The sequence below is a fragment of the Salinisphaera aquimarina genome, assembly GCF_042643355.1.
Taxonomy (GTDB): Bacteria; Pseudomonadota; Gammaproteobacteria; order Nevskiales; family Salinisphaeraceae; genus Salinisphaera; species Salinisphaera aquimarina.
The window spans coordinates 80,781-102,962 of record NZ_JBHRSS010000005.1 but is presented as its reverse complement, the minus strand read 5'-3'; the positions used below and the strand labels follow the sequence as shown (position 1 = coordinate 102,962).

Genomic DNA, 22,182 nt, shown 5'->3' with positions numbered 1-22,182 from the left:
CATTCTTGTGCGTGTTCATCCGGGTCACTCCTTTCGCTGACGGACTTTGAACACCCATCAGCTTCGGGCCCGTGGCTCGGATGAACAACCTACTGAGAGATCACACCTAGGCGTCCGTAGGTCTCCGGATAGTTAAGCTCATAATCCTTGGTCATGCTCTTTGAGATGGCGTAGGAGGGGCAGATTTCCCGGCTAGGATGTCGGATCGCAGCTTCTCGTGGAGCGGATCAACGCCTGGGTAAGTTGATGCCGAACATTCGCGGCTGTCTTTATAACGGTTTCTACAGGGATAGGCTATGAGTGACACGCATTTTCCCCGGCAGTCACAGGAACAGCAGCCTGGCGATGAGCACGCTATGCGGCCTGCGCCCGAATACATTCGCAACAATTACTCGCCCGCAGCCAAACTTTCAGGGAAGTGCGCGATCATCACTGGTGGGGATAGTGGCATCGGGCGCGCTGTCGCAGTTCACTACGCCGCCGAGGGCGCCGATTTGGTCATCGCGTATCGGAGCAAGAATGAGGAAAAAGACGCCAGCGAAACTGCAGCGTTAATCTCGGCATACGGACAACGTTGCGAATTGATGCGAGGCGACGTAGGCGACTCCACATTTTGCAGCGGCGTAGTAGAGCGTGCATTGGAACGCTTCGGAGCTGTCAACATTCTAGTCAACAATGCTGCCGAGCAGTATGACTGGTACGACATCACTGCCATACCCGACGATCAATTACTACGCACGTTCCAGAGTAATATATTTAGCCATTTTTATATGGCACGCGCTGCTGTACCTCATATGGGCGAAGGTGACGTCATCATCGCGACTTCGTCAGTCAATGCTTTCAAGGGTAACGATTCATTGATCGACTATTCGGCAACCAAGGGCGCCATCCAAGGGCTTGTACGCTCGTTGGCTCAGAGTTTGGTTGATCGTGGCATTCGCGTGAATGCCGTTGCGCCCGGACCGGTTTGGACACCGTTAATTCCTGCGAGCTTTTCAGCGGAGAAAACCGCCCATTTCGGGGGTCAAGTACCGATGGATCGTGCTGCCCAGCCCAGTGAAATTGCGCCTGCTTATGTCTATTTGGCAACACATGAATCCTCGTATATGACCGGCCAGACAATTCACCTTAATGGCGGGGTGATTCTCAATACCTAATTTTTCGAGAGGGCGCCAGTGTCGCCCATCCTCCGCGATCTAGTTGTAGCGTTGCGTTAGCGTCCCATGCCACGGAAAGTTAAAGAATATTTCAACCTGCCGGTGAGTATTCGCCGGTCTTAAACGAGGAGCCATCATGACGAAAAATCACGGCAAATCAGTCAAAAATGATGACCAATACGAGGCATTGCGTGACGAAGGCGCTAGCAAGGAAAAGGCGGCGCGCATCGCCAACGCTGACAAGTCGGGCGAAAAAGGTGGCAAGGCAGATCCATACGAAAAATGGACGCGTGGTGAAATGTATGACAAGGCGGCGGAAATTGGTATCGAAGGTCGTTCGAAAATGACTAAGAGCCAGTTGAAGGCTGCATTGCGTTCACACTAACTACGATTCCGCGTTTTCGCGTATGGGGACTACATCGCGTCGATAGCAAGTCTCTCACCCCATCCTAGTTGGCTAGCGATTGTAGTTCGAGAATCTCGGTGGCGCTCGCTCGCTAGCCGCGATGTCTTCCGCCGTATCTGTTTTTTGTGAGGTTAGCCGACCGACAAGGTGTCGTACGTGAGGTCATGATTTCACTTGCTTCTCGGGCCGTTTTCCGCAATGTCCGACAGCCTCTTTCGCCAATACCTAGACGATAACATTTAGGGTGATGCTTCATTTGGCTTGTTTCGTCTACCTACCAAACTATCCAGGCGGAGGAAATAGTCGTGTTTCTAGGTTCATCTATAGTCAATCAGCAGTGGTATCGGATCGAGCTAACAAAACCGCGATCCAATGATCGAGAAGAAGCGTTTGTTCGCAGGCTGTTCGAGCGCGCATTCGTCAATCATCATGCGCCGGCGGACATGAGTCTATGGGTCGAGCGCTACGAGAATGGTTGCGCCGCCCTGTACATTTCCCCGATCGCTGTAATCATCGAACCCGGTCTGGTACACCATACAAATGCGGTGCGTTGCACAATCCCTCCGGCATCAGCGCGACTTATTGCCGGCTCCGTACAAAAAACAAGACTCTCCGAAGCGGAATAGGTATATGGAAAAGGCGACAGTTAACAGGGATATTTCTTTTTTGTCAAATAGATAGGAAAATTTTCCGCTAAACTCGTGGAAACCGGTTTTCGCTAGTCCGAACAGCGATGGGCCATGGTGTGCTTGTCGACAAGAATAGAAGGGTTTGTGCCCTTATTGCTCATGTGATCAGCATGGGCTCGACTGAACCGTAAGAGTACCTCACGCTGAAACTGAGCACATAATGTGGCGTTGGTCAGAAATTCATCAGTGGTGTTGTTGAAACTTGCGCGCCATTTCCTCCTGAAAATCGGGCTGTCCTAGATAGCTAGCTCAGCTCCTTTCTAACCCATTGTCGCCAGTTCGCGTCCGGTTATGATCGCTTCTTCGCGCGACATGTAAGTGCGCTTGGGCGAGAGCTGCTTGGGCGCCTGCTCGTTATCAAACCGAACCTCGATCTCCCATCCATTCTCGACCTCTCTGCCGAGAATTTGGAATCCACGAGTCGTGTCACGCTCGAGTGTCTCCCAGTCAAATTGGTTCTTCTTCATCGGTGAATCCTCAGCTTCAGGTAGTGCAGGCTGAACTCAGTCTAAGTCCTTGGCATATTTCTGCGTAAAATGACGCTGTTGCGGCTTATACGGGCTTAGGTCCGCGCGTTCTCCAGCGGCTGAAAAGCCGTGTCGTTCATATCCAACGGCCCAATATGCTCACGCGTGGCGAGAAATTCCGGCCGCGGCTTATGGCCGCAATAGGGCTCGTTGAGCGTGTTGTCTATGCTGTTGTAGACGNGCAACGAGCCGGGCCGGCCCTTGGGCGCGACGATGCCGCCACGCTCGGCCAGCCACGCGAGGTCATCCTGCTCGGGTACGCCCACGCGCTGGGCCTTGAGCGAATCCTTCCAGTTGGCGTCGGGCGTGGGCTCGATCGCCGGCACGAAATAATGATGCGAGCCGGGGATGAGCATCAGCGGGCCGTTGAACTCGTTGTTGTCGGTGAGCATGAGCGAGGCGCTGATCGCGCGCATATGCGGCATGCCGTCCTCGGCGTGCCAGGTTTCGAAATCCGAGTGCCAGTTGAAGCCGCTGCCCTGGAAACCGAACTTGTCATTGATCCGCGACTGATGGATGTACACATCGCCGCCGAGCAGCTGGCGCACCATGCCGAGTATGCGCGGATCGCGCGTCAGTTCCGAAAAGCGTTTCGAAATCTTGTGCATGGCGAACACCGAACGCAGTTCGTCGGCTTCGGGGTCCCTGATTACCTGCTTCGAGTTCATCAGCGACGTGTCCTGGGCTATGTCGCGCAGTTCATCGAAGAACGGCTGGACCCGTTCTTGGGAGAAGAAGCCGTCGAACCACAGAAAGCCGTCCCGCTCGTAACGCGAGAGCGCTTCTTCGCCGAGCGGCCCGTCCCAGCGGTTCTGATTGCGGTTATGCACGACCGGATCCAGCCGCGGGAACATGGTCTTCTTCTCGCCGCTGCGGGTTGGATATGAATCTTTATCTTGTGTTGCTTTTGTCATCGCATGGCCTCACACAAACTTCTTATTAAAACTTTGGCGACCGCGGCCACAAGGCGACGTGGCACGGTCGAAGTGAACTTAACATCGAGCGCCGAGTCCGCGAACCCGGAAATTTACGGAGGGCACCTCTTGCTCTTGTTAACACCGGCATCAATAGCAGCGATGCCCAGTACGTTCGTTGAAGCGCCGAAAAGCGATTTTCCTATTATCGCGGAATATATTCGCGGATTAGACGAACTGTAATTAGACTTCCGAGTTGCACGTCTCTACGATCGAGTTCGGCGTCGCTAGCAGGCGCGGTCTGTTGACATAAGTCGAACGTTCGGGAAATCAGAAAACATGCAAAAAGAAGGCTCGCTGGGTGCGCACCGGCACACGGTCAATCGATTACGACGAGAGGGGATCGTGCAGCGATCTAAGGCATGTGCTCAATTACCTACTGAGCATTGATCACCCATGTCGCGCTCTACAAGTACTTGGTCAAAAATTTAATTACTCAGTTATTTTTCAGCTAGGAAATTTGGCATATTAATCCCAATTAGTGGGCTTTACGTATATATGATTTGTTCCTCCCAAATCGCGTAAGCTCAACGGCTAGATTACCCACCGAAAAGAATCCCTCGACGATGGCTGATCATGAACGGGATCAATATCGAGCGACCATTCGGCGATATTTGCCTAGCACTATGCCAATGTGGGTTGGGCAAGGATTTGTTATATATGCCTTGATCCAAGCGCTCACGCTAGCTAAAAATCTTCTTGTGCCGGTTGTGCTCGCATTTCTTCTAACAATGGTTTTCGCACCCTTGCGGCGTTTTTTGTATCGTCGAGGCATACCTGCACTGGTGTCCTCTATTGCGATCGTTCTGATGCTGCTTGCCTGTTTTCTAGCAATTATCACCACCGTGGTCGTGCCGGTCAGTACTTGGATCGAAAACGCGCCGGCGATAGAACGCGAAGTACAGGCCAAAATCCGGGATTTGTCCGCCACGCTTAACGGCATCTACGAAGCTGAGAGAAGTGTCCAGAATGCCGTTGATCCCGAAAAAACGAAGAACGCCCACGTTCGACAGGTTGAAATGGCCGACGACGGTATCTTCACAAACGCTATGCTGCTTGCGCCAAGTGTGTTGGCCCAGATTTTATTCACGTTCGTGCTTTGGCTGTTCCTGTTGGCTTCAGGCGACATGTTCTATGAAAAGCTCGTTCACATCACACCGACGTTGAAGGATAAACGCCGAGCGGTCCGAATTGTTTATGGGATTGAACGTCAGCTGTCTCGATATTTGATGACGATCACCGTCATCAATGCCGCCCTGGGTGCAGGCATTGGCATTGCGCTGTGGCAGCTTGGCATGCCCAGCCCGTTGGTTTTTGGCGTCATAGCTTTCGTGTTCAATTACATCCCGTATCTTGGTGCGATTGGTGGCATGTTGTTTGCCGGCGGGGTAGCTTTTATCACTTTCGACGGCACTATCTGGGCGTTGGTTGTCGCCGGAGTCTATCTGGGTTTGACGACAATCGAAGGCCAGTTCGTGACGCCATACTTCGTCGGCCGCAAGCTTCGCTTGAACACGGTTATGGTTTTTTTCACTGTGTCATTCTGGGCTTGGATTTGGTCTGCAGTGGGGATGATTGTGGCAGTCCCGCTGCTAGTGACAGTCAAGACATTCTGCGATCACATCGATGCGCTTCAGAATTTTGGCGATTTTCTCTCGGAGCGACACGCTGAATCATCCTCCGAAGCTCAAACTCCTTAGTCAGCGTTCAGGATTAGCTTCAGATGGGACCGTAGGCCGCCCGTAATTATTATGTCCGATTGATCATGGGCGCGGACTGCGGTACGCCGAAACTTTCACTTTGACGCGTCCACACGCTATAGCTGCCTACTTAACGCCCTTGCGCGCCTCTACGGAGCCAGTCATGTACGAAGGCGAGCTTGTGGTGGGTCGAGGGTGCGAGCATGAACGGATATAGATCCTGCAATCCCATCGAACGGTTGGTGTGATTGATGCCTACTGCAACTGCGGCGGCCACATGGATCAGACGCTCAGAATCAGTCTCTGTATATGGCCCCCAGTTCGTTCCGGGCAGATCAGCGGAGGACATGCCGGCGGCTATAAAACTATCTGTAAGATCGGTTAGGTGCAACAGATGTGCTGTTGTTTCAGCCCAATCTTCATGCGGGTGTGTGGACGCATAACTGGTTAAAAAGTGTTGCTGCCAGTCCTCCGGTGGACCGTTTTTGTAGTGACGCTTGAGCGCATCGGCGTAATCGTCGCGCTCGTCGCCGAACATGGCGCGAAAAGCATCCATGAAGTCGTCGCGGAGGCTTAGTCGCCACCACAGCATGTGAGCAATTTCATGTCGCATATGCCCGATCATGGTGCGATAGGGCTCATTCAGGCGTTGTTGGCGCGTTGTACGCACGACCGGGTCTGCCTCCGCGACGCTAATGGTGACCACCCCCTCCGCATGTCCCATCGGTGCAGGCTTATCAAGCTCGGCAAGCATGTGGAAAACAGGAGGAGCACCTGGATCCTCGGGTCGGAACCAATGCCATTGGCCCAGATTGTCGAGCGCCCAGCGCTTTGCAGCCTCGGTCTGCGCCCAGTTCGCGACGGCATTTTGAATAGAGGGATCGGGTGCGAGTGCAGTCATTGCACAGGAGCGACAAAAGGCACCCTCTTGAGGGGCGATCCAGTTGCACCCGATGCGCTCGCGATTGGTGCAGAAGGGGGGCATTGGCACGAAAGCTCTCGCCTGCGAATCGTAGCCCACGGGGGTACCATCTGCGGTTGTGAGATTATGGAACCAAAGCGAGCCAGAACCGACTGGATTGTCGAAGACTTGCATGTAGTAACCTCCTAACGACCTAAGCACGCCGCTTGAACGAAGTAGTCTACGGACCTTGTTTCTGAGGATAATAGTTTCTCACGAAGTCAGGTACACAGGTTATTCCTTCGCTCAGCAAGTATTGACGATGGCTACGCAGCTGCCACCGTAGAAGTGCGGTCAACGGCTAGCTGCAGGTGACGAGCCCGACGCCGTAAGACTTCGCTTATACGACCCTTGGCTTTCGAGGTAGCAAAAGTCGATCTAAAGAAGCAGCTTTGAATACGTACGCTACGCTTGTCGAGTCGTACGGAGCATCTCAAATAATCTCAGTACCCCAAGCTGTGCTGAAAGCCTTTGCGGCTGTTTTCGGCCATTGACTTAAGTGTCCTCAGCGCGCTGTTAATAGTCGATATCCATTGTCAGCGGCAAAGGAATGCCGCTATTAAATTACCTGCGAATCAATGTCGTACAATCCTGATGATCAACAATCTGCGTTGGACCGCCTTGTGCGCAGCGCTGCACATTCCGCGCATTGTCCCTGGGCGGTGTATTACCATGAAATCGACTAAACGCTGATACCGCATGCCAGCTTTGGCGTGTCAGTTTCGACGCCGTTTGATTCCAGCGGCGCACTTTGGAGCCAATCTGGACTGGATCCTACCGAACTGCTAATCATCAACGATGCCGTAACTGAAAATTCGCTGCCTATACCTGATCTAAATCCGCCTGACAGCGTGCCCGTGAGATTCTTGGGGCTGGTCCCCGTGAAGGGCCCTAACAATTCGGTGCTTGGTATTTTGGCGGTAGCCGATCACAGCCCCCACGCGGGCCTCAGTGCCGCTCAGATCTATGTCCTGCGAACGCTTGCAAGTCAGGTCGCGTTTCTACTCCAATCCAGCTGTGGCAGAAAAACAGACAGCCCGTCAAACGCGGCTGTGTCGGAACGTCTTCGACTCTTGGAATCTGTGGTCGTGAATGCCAACGACGCCGTGCTGATTACCGAAGCCGAACCCATCGACTTGCCGGGCCCGCGAGTGGTGTATTGCAATGCGGCCTTTACCCGTACTACCGGGTATACGGAAGCCGATGTGCTGGGCAAAACCCCGCGTATATTGCAACACAGCGAAACCGACCGCGCAGCGCTTGACCGGCTTCGGGATGCGCTTTCGACATGGTCACCTGTAGAGGTCGAACTGTCGAACGCGCGCAAGGACGGTAGCAAATTCTGGGTGGAGTTGAGCATCGCCCCGGTGGCGAACGAGCGCGGCTGGTTTACCCACTGGTTCTCTGTCCAGCGCGATGTGAGTCAACGCAAGCAGGCGGAGCAGTTGGTCAGCCGGGCCCGACGTGCGGATGCCGAAAACCTGGCGTTGGAGGCTAAATTACTAGAACGCCAGCGCAACGAAGAAAAACTTGCGTATGCGGCGTTCCATGACGAGCTCACGAAACTGCATAATCGCACCTATGTGATGGATCGTCTCAACAATATTTTCCGGCGCCTGCGCGCGGGGCGACCTTTGAAAGCAGCTGTACTTTATCTGGACATGGATCGCTTCAAGCTGGTGAATGACAGCCTAGGACACCGGTCCGGTGATTTGCTGCTCATGGGCATGGCGCGCCGCTTAGAGAGTTGCCTGCGAACAGGCGATACGCTGGCACGGTTTGGTGGTGACGAGTTCGTAATACTAGTCGAAGGCGAGGAGCATGAGAGTGCGGCCATACATCTAGCCGAGCGCATCATCAACCGCTTGACCAAACCGTTCGAACTCGGCGGGCAGAACATCTTTACATCTAGCAGTATTGGCATCGTTAATATTTACCGAAGACTACGACAACCCCGAAGACTTACTGCGCGACGCGGATGTCGCTATGTACGCTGCCAAAGCCGAGGCTGTAGGCAGTTACGCAATTTTTGCGGGTGCGATGCGAGAGAATGCGATCGAAGCACTCGCCCTTCAGAATGATCTTCGCCAGGCGATCGTCGACGAGCAGTTCGCGCTGCATTACCAGCCCATCTACAACCCATCGACGCAAACGCTGCATGGCGTTGAAGCACTGGTCCGATGGCATCATCCGGTACGGGGTTCGGTTGCGCCGAGCGGATTTATACCGGTAGCCGAAGAGATTGGCGTCATTCGTGATATAGGCCGCTGGGTCATGAATGAGGCGTGCAATCAGCTTAGTGTATGGAGCGAGCAATATCCCGAACATACGTTGCATTTGAGTATAAATGTCTCGGCCTCGGAATTCAGTCATCCACAGTTTCTTGCTGACCTTGAGGCCGTATTGCGGGCCACCTCTATTTCAGCTTCACGCCTGCAGATCGAAGTAACCGAGAGCGTGTTTTTATCAAACCCAGAACGCGCCGGGGCCGTGCTCGAGGCCGTGCGCCGATTGGGCGTACGGGTTGCGTTGGACGACTTCGGGACGGGGTATTCCGCGTTGGAATACATCGACAAATATGAAATCGACGCAATCAAAATCGATCGAGCTTTTATCGAACGAATGCTAACCCACAAGCGCACCTTGGCTATCGTACAAAGCGTATTGAGTCTCGGCAAAGCGTTGGATCTCGCCATCGTCGCCGAAGGCGTGGAGACATGGGCACAGTACAACAAGCTCCACGCCATGGACTGCCCCCTTCTACAAGGATTTCTGCTCTGGCGGCCTATGCCACCAGCAGAAATGACGGTCGTATTGGGTAGGTCGCTCCACCGTGCTCGATTCGGCCAATGATCGCGACCGTGTGACGAAATCGCGGCGGAATAGGCACATTCTGTCGACACACAAGGCTCGCTGGTTGGCCACGTAAAATGTCCCATCCAATGGCGACCATAGGCTATTGGTGAGCAGTACTAGCGTGAGGACATCTGACTAAGTTTCCGTAGGGGTGAAGCGTAAAAGACAAATGACAAGTGCGAAGCTTCTCCGGAACCTCCCCCAACCAAGATTCACCTCTGTTCGGAGTCACTACTCGAGCTAGATTTCTCGTCAGCATGGAGGCAAGCGAACCATAACGCGATCAGCATGGAAGCTCTTGATCTAGCATCAGCACGCTGTAGGCGCTACCAGTAACTTTCCGGACCGGGAATCTACGCTGTGCTATTCGAACTACTAAGGCTTATGCTCTCTCGCCATCTCTGCAGCAGGGCCTTGCCGTGTGGCAATTCATATCGACTTACGCTCAGACACTCACTGTCATCGTAACTGGCGCCACTGTTATCGTTTGGGTCGTTTACGGACAGATCATGGCCGCGAACCAAAAGCGTCAACAGAAGCCGAGGCTGTTCATCCGGCAGGGTGGGGGAACTAGCTTTGACTCAATATGTTTGCTATGCAATATGGGCAACGAGTCCGTCTACCTCCGCGGCGTGTTCATCGATATACAGACGGTCGAAGGCGAACAGCAAACCGCAATCGCTGAGAAAGAGTGGAAAGGTGGTGCCGAGGCATCCACGGCCGACGACATAGCGCAAGGTCCAATCGCCTCGAGCCAGCAGATGTCGATGGGTTCGTTCCGTCAACTCTTGCAGGAAGCGTGTCGAAAAGCAGGATTGATTAAAGGTAAAACGGTATCGGAAGACGCGTTATTCTGGCAACGGCTGGAATCATTCACTGTGACTGCAATTGTCACGGTCGGCCCGTACGAAAAGACCGTCGGCGCAACGCGGTCTTTTCAAATCGATCAGTCGAACCAGCAACTCACCTCTAAGTCGGCGAGCACATTCTTACGTTCATCGAGACGCGACGTCAAAGCATTAGGTCGGTATCTAAGCCGGTACATCGATGAAGACGCTTAGCGGTTGTGGGATCCACGAGCGCAGCGATGCACCGCTTCTTTAAATCTGGCGCGGGATGACCGCAGCGTAGCGGCCAAACCAGGTACCGTACAGCAACCTGGCCTATGGTGATCCGAACCTTACATAGCTTTGTTACAGTATGCCTTGGAGCAGGGCACTCGCGATTGGCTCGCATCAGCTGATCAAGTTGTGCCTGGCCAAGCTGGTCCCGGCTGCTTCATGGTCCGTTCCGCTGCCGGACCGGTGAATTACCGACCGTATATGTGCCTATAGCGCTACTTCCACGCTAAGCGCACTGTCAGTCGCACCACATCGCGACTACAGAAATGCTAATGGTAACTACAGTTGGACACGAGAGCGATCTCATAGATCTCTTACACGATTTGATCAAGCTCGACTACGATGCAATCGATGCCTACGACGCGGCTATCGAGCGTCTTGACGATAGCAAGGCCAAGGAGGCGCTCGCTGGTTTTCGCAAGGATCACGAGCGCCACATCGCGGACCTCTCTCCTCACCTAAGCGGAATGGGAAGCGACGTACCGTCGGATAGTGGTGCGAAAAGCATTCTCACCGAAGACAAGGTCAAAGTTGCGTCCCTAATTGGCGATTCCGCAATCCTAATTGCTATGGCTACTAACGAAGCTGAGACGGAAGCGGCTTATCGCTCCGCAAGTGAACGCGACGACATCGACACGATGTTAAGGGCCAAGTTCGAGCAAGGATTGGCTGATGAGTCACGTCATAAAGAGTGGATGAAAGAACGCGCGTAATTCGTCTTACCGTCCGCTATGTTGTTCGCCTCTATATTTGTCTTAACTAGGAGCTCGTATGTTCCGTCATTCTTCTAATCTCCAGTACCCGGTCAAAGTCGATAAGCCAAATCCACAGTTCGCAATGTTGCTTCAACAGGCCATCGGCGGTGTCGAAGGCGAAATTCGCGTGGCCATGCAGTATTTCTTCCAGGCTATGGGCGCGCGCGGCGACGACCGAATCCGCGATCTACTAATGTCCACGGCGACCGAGGAGCTCTCCCATATCGAGATGCTTGGTCACGCAGTTGCGCTTAATCTCGAAGGCGCGCCCCTGTCATACCAGGAAGAATCAGCGAAGGATCCAGTGATCAATGCCATTCTCGGTGGCATGAACCCTCGCCACCTGTTGTCCTCGGGTCTATCTGCAATGCCCGTAAATGCCAATGGTGTGCCGTTCGATATGAGCCATGTCTATGCGACTGGCAATATCGGTGCGGACATGCTGTGCAACGTCGCTGCCGAAGCCGGCGGCCGAGTTTTGGCCTCGCGACTTTATAACTGGACTGACGACAAAGGTATGAAGGATTTCTTATCCTTTCTCATCGCCCGCGACACCTACCATCAACAGCAATGGCTGGCAGTCATCGAAGAACTCGGCGGCATGGAAGAACAGCTGCCGATTCCCAATTCCACCCCCGAGAATCATGAGGCGATGGAGCATTCCTACTACTACCTCAACACCCTCTTGGATAAAAAAGCACCTGAAGGTCGCTGGAGCCAAGGTCCTTCGCTCGACGGCCGCAGTGAGTACTCCACGAAGCAGGAGCCCGAGCCGACCGGCCAAGAGCCGTCGCTGGGTAAAGCGCCCGAGAACTCAGGCGCGCAGAAAGAGCAAATGTAGTTCCCGAACCACTGGCGAAAACGCTGCGCCAGACTCAGTCAGAGTCTGGCGCAGCGACAATAACTTTCGGTTCATAAGCTGTTTGGTTCGCCGGAGACGAGTATGGCCAAGTTTCGATTGCCCAAGAATTCTCGTGTTGCTGAAGGTAAGCGCTATCCGGCCGCGCGGGGCTCCAAAAAAGTCCGAACTTTCAGAATTTATCGATGGGAGCCGGAAGCGGCGGAGAATCCGCGCTTAGATAGTTACGAGATCGATCTCGACAAGTGTGGGCCGATGATTCTTGACGCTCTGATCAAGATCAAAAATGAAGTTGATCCGACACTCGCGTTCAGGCGATCCTGCAGAGAAGGTATATGTGGGTCGTGTGCCTTCAATATTGATGGCAAAAACACGTTGGCATGTACTACGCGTATCGAAGATACCAGGGCAGGGGCGATCAGTATTTATCCACTTCCCCACATGCCTGTGGTGAAGGATCTGGTTCCAGATCTGACCCACTTTTATGCGCAGCTCGCTTCAATAGAACCTTGGCTCAAAACCGATACCCCGGCCCCCACGCGCGAACGACCCCAGACGCGCGAAGATCGCACCAAACTCGACGGCTATTACGAATGCATTCTATGCGCCTGTTGCTCGACTGCATGCCCCAGTTACTGGTGGAACCCCGAGCGATTTCTCGGGCCCGCTGCGTTATTGACGGCTTATCGCTGGATAATAGATTCACGCGACGAAGCTACGGGCCAACGGCTGGATGACCTAGAAGACCCATTCAAGCTTTATCGATGCCATACCATCATGAACTGTACAAATACGTGCCCAAAGGGGCTCAATCCAGCAAAGGCGATACAAGAAATAAAAAAGCTACTGGTAGAACGTCGTTCGTGATTCGAAAACGCCAGGGGATATCACGCCTGGCTCTCCTTAGCGGTCATGCTGAGCCCGACTGTTGGCCGACGTCGGGCTGATAGCCCGACATGAACGGTAGCAATTTACTTGGGGTGAACTCCGTATTTCACCTCATGGCCGAGCCAGCGCGCCTTGCTATCGTTTGGATACGTGTTCTTCGAGGAACGTCAGGTATGCACGGCCAAATGATTGCATCTGCCCACAGCCCATGAGCACGTTGGACGACTATCACAGCAAGCGTGATTTCAAAAACACTGGCGAACCGGCGGGCTCTGACAACGGCGCGAGTCAAGGAGACGGGCCGGTGTTCGTGATACACAAGCATGCCGCTTCGCACCTGCATTTTGATTTGCGCCTGGAAGAGGGCGGCGTGTTGCGAAGCTGGGCTTTGCCCAAGGGGCCGAGCCTGAAGCCGGGCGAGAAACGCCTGGCGGTGGCAGTTGAGGATCATCCCCTCGACTACGGCGACTTCGAAGGCACGATCCCGAAAGGCCAGTACGGCGGCGGTACTGTGATGATCTGGGATCATGGCCACTGGCGCGAGAAGAGCCGACGCAAGAAGGATCGTATCGACTTCGAACTCATTGGCGAGAAGCTAACGGGTCGCTGGACGCTTGCACAGATGGGCAGTAAGGCCGGAGGGCAGGGCAAGAACTGGCTGCTGATCAAGCGCCGTGACCGGGCCGAGCCAATCGAGGAGCCGGATGACGAGGATGTGAGTGTGGTTACCGGACGCACGATGGAGCAGATCGCCGACGGCGCGCCACCAGCTACTACACCTACGCTTGAGTTGAACCTTGGAGAGGTCGACGGTGCGCGCAAACGTGCAATGGCCCGTACGCCCAAGCCACGGTTGGCCAGGCTATCGAAAAAGGTACCGGCTGGGGATAGGTGGCTGCACGAGATCAAGTTTGATGGCTATCGTATTCTGGCTCGGCTCCAGAACGGCCAAGCGCAGTTGCGTACTCGCAACGGCAAGAACTGGAGCGATCGCTTTACGGCAACACGCCGGGCAGTGGAAGTGTTGCCGGTCCAAGACGCGGTGTTCGACGGCGAGATCGTGGCGCTCGATCGCAACGGCATCAGCCGTTTCGGCGTGCTACAGGATGCAATCAGCCGCAAACTTACTGACCGCTTAGTTTATCAAATCTTCGATCTGCTTCATCTCGGCGAATACGACCTCCGTAAAGCGCCGCTGATCGAGCGCAAGCGTCTGCTCGCCGAACTGCTCCAAAATACAGGCGACCATCCGCGGCTGCGCTATACCGATCATGTGGTCGGTCAAGGCCCCGCTTTTCTCGAACAGGCCGAAGCAGCCGCCTTGGAAGGCATCATTTCCAAGAGGAAAGACAGTACTTACAGCGCCGGTCGCAGCAAGCAGTGGCGCAAGACCAAGATGAGTCACGACGCGGAATTCGTTGTCGGCGGATTCACCGAGCCGAACGGCGCGCGCACCCGCTTCGGTTCGCTGCTGCTGGGCGTCTATGAGGCGAACGATCGATTTGTCTATTCGGGGCGCGTGGGCACCGGCTTCTCGGCTCGCCAGATCGACACGATCCATGCCGCTCTGAAAAAAATCGAGATCGAGGCCCGTCCATTCGCCGAACCGGTACCGGATTCGGCTGGTGCCCATTGGGTCGAACCCCTACTGGTCGTTGACGTAGCCTTCTCGGAACGCACCCGCGCAGGCGTACTCCGCCATCCCGGTTTTCGCGGCCTACGTGAAGACCGCGAGCCGACATCGATACGAGGGCAGCAATCGATGAAAGATGACCCGGAGGACCGCTCTGACCGCAGCGTGCCGGAACGACTGCCGCCCAGCGGCGCAAGCAAGACCGGCCGTGGCGGCAAGTCGGTCAAGTTCGAAGGCGTACGCCTGACTCACGCAGATCGGCTGGTTTTTCCTGAAGCCGGCATCAGCAAGCTTGACCTGGCACGCTACTACGTTGCGATTGCCGACTGGATGCTACCCGAACTCGTCGATCGTCCGTTGTCGCTGCTGCGCTGCCCTGGCGGCCTGGGTGACGATTGCTTCTTTCAGAGGCACCCGCGCGAGGCGATTCCGGAAAGCGTGCCGCGTACCGAAATCACCGAGAAGAACGATACCCACGCCACCTATGTCTATATTAGAACCGCAGCTGACCTAGTCGGCCTCATACAGGCCAGTGCGCTGGAAATCCATCCATGGGGCTGCCGCATGGACGCGATCGAAAAACCCGATCGATTGGTCTTCGATCTCGATCCCGGCCCGCATCTCGCTTGGACCGAAGTGATCCGCGTAGCGCGTACGCTGGGCGAACGACTGGAGGGGTTGGGGCTGGCCGCTTTTCCACGACTGACCGGCGGCAAGGGGGTACATCTCGTCGTGCCAATCGTGCGACGCAGCAGCTGGGACGAGGCAAAGGCATTCGCCCGCGCGGTATGTATAGCGCATGTGCGCGACGACCCAAAACGGCTCACCGCGAACATGTCGAAGGCCAAACGCCAAGGCCGTATCTATCTCGATTATCTGCGCAACGGTCGCGGCGCTACAGCGATTGCGAGCTATTCGACCCGTGCCCGTGCCGGCGCGCCGGTCGCGGTACCGATCCGGTGGGACGAACTCGATGCTGCTAGACGCGCCGATCATTATGATATCTCGGCCGTGGCAAAACGCCTTGCGTCGCTCGCTCATGATCCGTGGGAGGGCTTCCATGCCTCGACACGTCAGATTACACGGGCGATGCGAGATACGGTCGGCATGAAATGATGGTATGTCTGGGCAATAACAGAGCAGTTGACCTGAACAAGTTATGAGCGCACGAGCCTTCTGGAAGGGCGCGATCAGTTTTGGCGCTGTGCGCGTACCGGTGAAGTTCTACGCCGCGGTCGCTGACCGCAGCGTGCATTTCCGGTTATTGCATGAAAAAGACCGCGTACCGGTCAAGCAGGCGATGGTAAATCCGGAGACCGATGATGTAGTCGCCTATGCTGACGCTGAACGCGCCTATGTGACCGAGGACCACGACTGGGTTGTACTCGAGGATGAAGACCTGGATTCAATCGAGCCTGATGCCTCCCGCGAGGTCGAGATCCTGCATTTTCTGCCTCCCCGGGTCATCGACCATCGCTGGTACCTGCGGCCCTATTACCTGGGGCCCGACGGCGACGACGACAACTATGCCGCGCTGGTGGGCGCGCTCGAGAAGACCGGCAAAGAGGGTTTGGCACACTGGGTCATGCGCAAAAAGGAATATGTCGGCGCACTGCGCCTGCATGCAGGCTACCTGGTGCTGGTGTCTTTGCGCCATGCCGGTGAGGTGGTTTCGATCGAGGAACTCGAAGCGCCGAAGGGCCGTAAGCTCGACCAGAAGGAACTAGACATGGCGAGCGAATTGATCGGCATGCTGAAGGCCGAGTTCGACCCCGCTGAGTACCAGAACAAACATCGCGAGCGCATTCTCGACCTCATCGAGACCAAGCGTCGTGGCGGCAGCGTGAAGATACGTTTGATCAAGCAGGCGAAACCCTCAGGCAACGTCGCCAAAGCGCTGGAAGCCAGCCTAAAACGCGAGCGCAAGAGTGCCTGAAAAAAAGCAGCACCACGAACAAGAAAGTCACGAAGCGGAACACCATGGGCCGCGCCCGTTCTGGTCCGGCACGATCACTTTCGGCCTCGTCAGCCTCCCGGTGAGCCTGTTCGTGGCCACGCGCTCAAAACGAGTGGCGCTGCGGATGATTGATCACGAGGGCGAACCACTGGCACGCCGCTACTTTTGCCCCAAGGAGAAGACCGCGCTTGAGCCCGAGGAGATCGTGCGCGGCTACGAAATCGAGAAGAACAAGTTCGTGCTTGTGGACGAGGAAGAACTCGATTCGATCGCCCCAGTGAAATCGCAGGAGATCGATCTGCGGCGCTTCGTGCCGGTCGACGGAATCGACCCGATGTTCTTCCAGCGCGCTTATTTCCTCGCGCCGAGCCAGGGCGCGATCAAACCTTACCGGCTGATGGCGAAAAGCATGGAGGAAACCGAGCGCGCCGGGATTGCGACCTGCGTTATCCGCGGCAAGGAGTACTTGCTGGCCATTCTTTCTTATAAGGGTATTTTGCGCGCCGAGATCCTGCGCTTCGCCGACGAACTGCGAACGCCCGCGGATATCGGTCTGCCGAAAATTAAAAAAGCAAAAAACAAAACCGTGTCGCAGATGGTTAAGTCTATCAACGCCAATAGCCGAAAGACGCTGGACCGCGACGAACTGCTCGACGAACGCGCTGCGCGCATTCTAGGGATCGTAGACGAGAAGCTGGAGGCCGACGAGGACGTCATCCACGATCCGGAAGATATCGAGGACGAAGGCAAGGAGGATGAGAGTGTACCAGTTGATCTTATGGCCGTGCTTAAGCAGAGCTTGCAGCAGAAAGCCCATAGTTCTGGCCAACGCGGTGAAAAAAAGAGCAGCGGTAAGTCGAAACGGGCGGCCGGCTCGAAGAAAAAGCGTAATGGCAGAAAAAAAGATACCGGCACAAGAGACGATATGACGCGCGATGAGCTCTACACCAAGGCGAGGGATCTCGACATAGTCGGACGCAGCCGCATGACTAAAAGTGAACTCGCAGCAGCAACTAAAGGCACCTGACACGGCATAGGATGAATCAATCGGCAACTCGAAACTTTGGGTTGGCTCGTCTGTACTGGCTGTCGTGGGCGTGCTGGTGCACGAAGCCACGCCCCGATAATGTTCATCTAAGATCAAAGGTCAGGTACCCAAACGGACCACTTGATGTGGTGGTATTACGCGGAGGGACCTGTTGCGCCGAACAGGTGGGCGAAATGTCTTGAATAGGGATGCCACACACACTTAAATGCTGTTCAGCCGAAGACCGCGTTAGCGCAACGAAATTACGTAGAGGTCGATCAGGTGAAGCATACCTGACAGAAACTCGACGACTTCCGGTTCGAATGCGCTAGTGGGCAAGTGCTGTGACGTCAGATTCAGTCTAGTCGAACTTACGGATTGTAGAACGAGATCCGGGGTGGGACTGTGAGAGGAATCTTTTCACGTCCGCCAAGTTCTCATATGCGCAAGGACATAGTGGTTTGCTGCGATGGCACAAACAGCCAATTCGGCAAACTCAACACTAATGTGGCTCACGCCTACAATGCGTTGCCTAGCGATGACCCTAGACAGGTGGCGTTTTACGAGCCTGGGGTAGGCACCTTTGGCGCTCGGGTGTTTGGCCTTAATGTTGGAGAAACACTGGGCAAGGCCCTGGGTGCCGCCTTTGGCTACGGGATGCGCCACAATCTGGTTCAGGCTTACCGCTTTGTCATCGATGTTTACGAGCCCGGCGATCGGTTGTTCATATTTGGCTTTAGTCGTGGTGCTTTCACGGCACGCATACTCGCCGCCATGGTGGATGCGATGGGCGTCCTTGATACCGATGACCGCCATCTAGCCAAGCCTATGACCAAGGCGTATTTACGTAATGGCGGCGACGATTGGGAAGGTGGTCAGACTCGTCGAGCGTTGACATGCACGCCTCGTTTTGTCGGCGTATGGGATACGGTGGGCGCGCTCGGATTGCTGATTCGGCTGCACAAGTTCGATAACAACCGCCTGAGCCCCGGTGTGAACCGTGCCGCGCACGCACTGGCCATCGATGAGCGGCGCAGCCGCTTCAAGCCAAGTCTTTGGGAAGAAAACGAACTCGAAAGCGACCAAAGTGTTGCGCAGGTTTGGTTCGTGGGCGTCCACAGCGACGTCGGTGGCGGTTATGCGAGACGCGATCTGGCCGACATCACGCTGAGTTGGATGCTAGAACAGGCGGAGGCTGCGGGTCTCGCGTTAAAACCGAATGCCTACGAAGGACTCCAAGGAGATCCCGCGGGGCACCTCCATCATTCCTATCGTGGCGCATGGTGGTTATTGGGTCGCGATGTACGCTATCCGGGGGTGAAAGCGAGGTTTCATGAGTCGGTTGCGAAGCGCCTAGCCTGTGTTCGCGAGTACAATCCGCCAAACCTAGTCCGAGAGGTTTGCAAGGGGTTCTCAACCGTCCGCGGAAACGGCGTAGAACCCTTGTCTACCATAATGATCTCCGATCAATGGCCCCTTGACGAGGCGAAGGGGTAAAAGTGAACCTAGCAGATATCGACCTTACGCCGACTGCAGCGCAGCACAAGCTTTGCAGCGTCCGGCCCCTAAGGGTACCTAAACTCGAGTAGAAAGCATGTCGGAGGAGCGCGATCCGTCGAGCATGCCGATGACGAACCAAATGGGCAGGCCAATCCAAGTTATGCCGTCCTTGAACTGATGCCAAGCTAAGACTCTCGAGCCCGTCTGCACAACTTGCACCGCCGTAGTAGCCTTGACCTACCATCGGAATGGCCAAATTGGTACTACAGCGCGCGGCTTTTAGACTAAAAGTCGAACTGCAGAGGCTTTAGGTTACGGGCGCATTATCACCTTGACGCAACTGTCTCGGCGCTCAGCGAACATACGATAAGCTTCAGGGGCTTGGTCCAGACGCATGCGATGGGTGATTACGAAGCTCGGATCGATATCGCCCTGTTCGACGTGTTTCATCAACGGCTTGAGATAGTGTTGAACGTGTGTCTGCCCGGTCTTCACAGTTAAAGCTTTGTTCATGAGCGCGCCGATTGGAATCTTGTCGGCGATTCCCCCGTACACACCCGGAATGGACACTGTCCCGGCCTTGCGGCATGCCAGGATCGCCTGCCGAAGCACAATCGGGCGCGCGGTTTCCAACTGCATTTTTTGCTTGATGTTGTCGTACCAGTACTCCAGACCGACGCCATGCGCTTCGAGCCCCACCGCGTCCACACAGATATCCGGTCCGCGTCCGGCGGTCATGTCTCGCAGTGCCTCGACGATCTGAATGGTATTGCCAATCTCACGCGCATCGACCGTTTCGGCACCGTGCTCGCGTGCGGCCATGTCCAGCCGGGCGGCGACCGTATCGATGGCAATCACACGAGACGCACCCAGCATCTTGGCGCTGGCGATAGCGAACTGGCCAACCGGGCCACAACCCCAAATGGCGACAGTATCGCCCGATTGTATGTCGCATTGAGCGATCGCTTGGTAGCCGGTGGGAAAGATATCTGTCAGAAATAGAGCTTGTTCGTCGCTGACCGAATCAGGCACTTCCATGGGGCCAACGTCTGCGTAAGGCACGCGCACATATTCTGCCTGACCCCCTGAATAGCCGCCCAGAATATGCGTGTAGCCGAACAAGCCAGACGGCGACTGTCCCCACATTTTTTCAGCCAAGCCAGCGTTCGGATTGGAATTGTCACACAGCGAATGATAGCCACCGTCGCAGAAAAAGCAGTGGCCACAAGCGATTGTGAAAGGTACTACTACGCGCGCGCCGATTCGCAGATTGGTTACGGCCGAGCCGAGTTCGACTACCTCGCCCATGAATTCGTGGCCGACGATATCCCCGGCCTGCATGCCAGGCATGAAACCACCGTAGAGATGTAGATCCGAGCCACAGATAGCGGTCGCGGTAACCTTGATGATGGCATCGCGCGGGTTGAGTATCTGCGGGTCATCGACGGTATCCACGCGCATGTCCTGTGCACCATGCCAGCATACGGCTTTCATGACGTAACGCCCTCCTGCGGCAGTGAGCGAGTCCCGCCGCTAGGTATTTCACCGGCTTCCATGAGCTGCTTGAAATGGCGTAGATCCTCTCTCAACAACTCGCGCGAGAGGCCATTAACGAAACTCAGTGGGGCAGCAGAAAGCAGCCCATGCGGAAGTGCGTAGTGCAGATCGAGTTCCACCTGGGTGCCGCGCCCAGCCGGTCCGGGAACGAACCTAATCTCGCCACGCTGGGGCACTTCGGCGCCTTCCAGGCTACGCCATGCGATGAACTCGTTGGGTTGGTCGTCGGTGATTTCAGCATCCCATTCCAGTGTTTCGCCGATCGGGGTACGTGCACGCCAGTGGCTACGGCCATCGTCAAGCGTCTGAACGTCGATAATCGACGTCATGATTTCGGGTAATCGGGTGAAATCGCGCCAGAATGCATAAAGATCCTCGGGCGGACGGCTGATTGTGACGCCTGTGGTCAAGTGCATGGAACCGGTTTTATGGCCAGTCAACATTCTTTCGGCACAATGCGCGATGGCCGAACCCGTGCCCTTCAGACCTTGACCCGTGGACGCCCGATACGCCAGTAGTCCGCTGAAGGCGCCGAGCGCCAGCCCGCTCAACCCGCCGCGTCGAATCGCAACCATCAACGTGCCGACGCTGGCGAACAGCGCCAAGGATTGCTGGCGCTCGCGCTCACGGACGCTTTCGAGATGTCCAGTGTTCTGGCGGCGGTCCGAGTCGGGACGAGTTGGAGTCATAACAGGCTCTCTGTGATAAAGACTGAAGACCTAATGTAGCGCGCTAAGTTGTAAGTCGCGTCGGTGAAATCACTGAGTGTTCTTCCTGTGAGCGCGAGGTAATTTACTGTCCTCTGTAAGACCACCTTCACCCGTCAGATGTCCGGTTTGCTGATTCTCGAAGAATGGTTTATTGCTCTAGGAAAGTCCGTACCGGTCGCGGTATCTAACCCCGCGATCGGGCTCTATATCTAAACCACACATTGCAACTGACGCAGGAATGGAAATCACATGCCCTTTGAACTTGATCGCCGCGATAAGCGGCCCCTTAGCATGTCGCGCGTGCTCGACGAGGTGTATCAGCACCCGGTGGTGACTGGTGTCGCAGTCGTCGGTATTGCCCTGACTCTCGGGGCACTACTGCATTATGGCCCCCCAATAGGAACGCGCAGTCGGCATTCTCTTTTCGAGCGCATTCGCCGGTCGGTGCAATCGTTGACCGACTGAGTAACGCAGCGCGTTCAAAGCAAAGAAGCGGCACCAATCGGTCGTTCGTCAGGACTTTCGTATCACTGGCGGCGTGGTCGCGCGGCATGAGCATCTCTGCAGAGCGTGTTTTGAAGCGCGCCCGGATTACAGTCAGGATGGGTTGGCTATCCGCCTAGACGGAGGAAGATGGCAGCGCGACGTGTTTTGAGAGTTAAAAATTATTGCGATGATCCATGATGAGATATGTCGCGCTATGGGATGCTGGTGGCATGAAATGACATGTCGGAAAGGTCGGATGAGAGTAGATGGCGTAAATATGCGCTGCTGCGGGTGGCGCTGAATAGCGGATCATGAGCGGGTACTTTTAGAAGCCATACTGTCGCGCGTTCAGTATTGAGGGGGCCGTATCACCGATCATTTGAATATATTCGACAAGGCGCATAGTGGCGGTTGCTTTG

18 protein-coding genes are annotated in these 22,182 nt (G+C 55.3%); 13 read left to right on the top strand and 5 right to left on the bottom strand.

What is annotated here, in order from left to right:
- Positions 1-296: 296 nt before the first annotated feature.
- Both ACFOSU_RS12680 and ACFOSU_RS12675 read left to right on the top strand, forming a co-directional pair.
- Positions 297-1,157 (top strand): SDR family oxidoreductase, encoded by an 861-nt coding sequence (locus ACFOSU_RS12680; RefSeq protein WP_380690172.1) that lies wholly within the window; start codon positions 297-299, stop codon positions 1,155-1,157.
- A 136-nt stretch (positions 1,158-1,293) separates the two neighbouring features.
- Complete coding sequence (locus ACFOSU_RS12675) at positions 1,294-1,542, top strand: DUF7218 family protein (RefSeq protein WP_380690170.1); 249 nt, start codon at positions 1,294-1,296, stop codon at positions 1,540-1,542.
- A gap of 970 nt (positions 1,543-2,512) precedes the next feature.
- Here the strand turns inward: ACFOSU_RS12675 and ACFOSU_RS12670 are convergent.
- Together ACFOSU_RS12670 and ACFOSU_RS12665 are read right to left on the bottom strand one after the other, a co-directional pair.
- Positions 2,513-2,719 (bottom strand): hypothetical protein, encoded by a 207-nt coding sequence (locus tag ACFOSU_RS12670; protein WP_380690168.1) that lies wholly within the window; start codon positions 2,717-2,719, stop codon positions 2,513-2,515.
- Positions 2,720-2,814: 95 nt separating this feature from the next.
- Entirely contained in the window at positions 2,815-3,633 is an 819-nt protein-coding gene (locus tag ACFOSU_RS12665) for a phytanoyl-CoA dioxygenase family protein (RefSeq protein ID WP_380690166.1), read from the bottom strand.
- A gap of 686 nt (positions 3,634-4,319) precedes the next feature.
- Here ACFOSU_RS12665 and ACFOSU_RS12660 point away from each other — a divergent pair.
- Positions 4,320-5,453 (top strand): AI-2E family transporter, encoded by a 1,134-nt coding sequence (locus ACFOSU_RS12660; RefSeq protein ID WP_380690164.1) that lies wholly within the window; start codon positions 4,320-4,322, stop codon positions 5,451-5,453.
- A 130-nt stretch (positions 5,454-5,583) separates the two neighbouring features.
- Here ACFOSU_RS12660 and ACFOSU_RS12655 read toward each other — a convergent pair whose 3' ends face one another.
- Entirely contained in the window at positions 5,584-6,549 is a 966-nt protein-coding gene (locus tag ACFOSU_RS12655) for a zinc-binding metallopeptidase family protein (RefSeq protein WP_380690162.1), read from the bottom strand.
- A 953-nt stretch (positions 6,550-7,502) separates the two neighbouring features.
- On the opposite strand from ACFOSU_RS12655, the gene ACFOSU_RS12650 reads away from it, so the two are divergent.
- The 10 genes from ACFOSU_RS12650 to ACFOSU_RS12605 all read left to right on the top strand — a co-directional run bounded on the left by ACFOSU_RS12650 (position 7,503) and on the right by ACFOSU_RS12605 (position 19,007).
- Positions 7,503-8,495 carry a sensor domain-containing protein gene (locus ACFOSU_RS12650; protein ID WP_380690160.1) on the top strand — a complete coding sequence of 331 codons (993 nt, stop codon included), beginning with the start codon at positions 7,503-7,505 and terminating at the stop codon, positions 8,493-8,495.
- Positions 8,401-9,267: a putative bifunctional diguanylate cyclase/phosphodiesterase gene (locus ACFOSU_RS12645; protein WP_380690158.1), complete on the top strand. Its 867-nt coding sequence runs from the start codon at positions 8,401-8,403 to the stop codon at positions 9,265-9,267. Before ACFOSU_RS12650 ends, ACFOSU_RS12645 begins: the two co-directional genes overlap by 95 nt.
- Positions 9,268-9,779: 512 nt before the next feature.
- Positions 9,780-10,331: a hypothetical protein gene (locus tag ACFOSU_RS12640; protein ID WP_380690156.1), complete on the top strand. Its 552-nt coding sequence runs from the start codon at positions 9,780-9,782 to the stop codon at positions 10,329-10,331.
- A gap of 326 nt (positions 10,332-10,657) precedes the next feature.
- Positions 10,658-11,104, top strand: coding sequence for a DUF2383 domain-containing protein (locus ACFOSU_RS12635; protein ID WP_380690154.1), 447 nt, complete (start codon positions 10,658-10,660; stop codon positions 11,102-11,104).
- Positions 11,105-11,162: 58 nt separating this feature from the next.
- A complete protein-coding gene (locus tag ACFOSU_RS12630; protein ID WP_380690153.1) occupies positions 11,163-11,987 on the top strand; it encodes a manganese catalase family protein in 825 nt (274 codons plus the stop codon).
- Between the two features lie 102 nt (positions 11,988-12,089).
- Entirely contained in the window at positions 12,090-12,872 is a 783-nt protein-coding gene (locus ACFOSU_RS12625; protein WP_380690151.1) for a succinate dehydrogenase iron-sulfur subunit, read from the top strand.
- A 229-nt stretch (positions 12,873-13,101) separates the two neighbouring features.
- Positions 13,102-15,642 carry a DNA ligase D gene (gene ligD / locus ACFOSU_RS12620; protein WP_380690149.1) on the top strand — a complete coding sequence of 847 codons (2,541 nt, stop codon included), beginning with the start codon at positions 13,102-13,104 and terminating at the stop codon, positions 15,640-15,642.
- A 43-nt stretch (positions 15,643-15,685) separates the two neighbouring features.
- Complete coding sequence (gene ku / locus ACFOSU_RS12615) at positions 15,686-16,462, top strand: non-homologous end joining protein Ku (protein WP_380690147.1); 777 nt, start codon at positions 15,686-15,688, stop codon at positions 16,460-16,462.
- Positions 16,455-17,510, top strand: coding sequence for a non-homologous end joining protein Ku (gene ku / locus ACFOSU_RS12610; RefSeq protein ID WP_380690145.1), 1,056 nt, complete (start codon positions 16,455-16,457; stop codon positions 17,508-17,510). The genes ku (ACFOSU_RS12615) and ku (ACFOSU_RS12610) overlap by 8 nt, the downstream gene beginning before the upstream one ends.
- Positions 17,511-17,951: 441 nt before the next feature.
- Positions 17,952-19,007, top strand: coding sequence for a DUF2235 domain-containing protein (locus tag ACFOSU_RS12605; RefSeq protein WP_380690143.1), 1,056 nt, complete (start codon positions 17,952-17,954; stop codon positions 19,005-19,007).
- Positions 19,008-19,322: 315 nt separating this feature from the next.
- On the opposite strand, the gene ACFOSU_RS12600 is transcribed toward ACFOSU_RS12605, so the two are convergent.
- Positions 19,323-20,504, bottom strand: a complete 1,182-nt coding sequence (locus ACFOSU_RS12600) for a zinc-dependent alcohol dehydrogenase (RefSeq protein WP_380690141.1) — start codon at positions 20,502-20,504, stop codon at positions 19,323-19,325.
- Positions 20,501-21,256, bottom strand: a complete 756-nt coding sequence (locus tag ACFOSU_RS12595; RefSeq protein WP_380690139.1) for an SRPBCC family protein — start codon at positions 21,254-21,256, stop codon at positions 20,501-20,503. The genes ACFOSU_RS12600 and ACFOSU_RS12595 overlap by 4 nt, the downstream gene beginning before the upstream one ends.
- Positions 21,257-22,182: the final 926 nt, after the last annotated feature.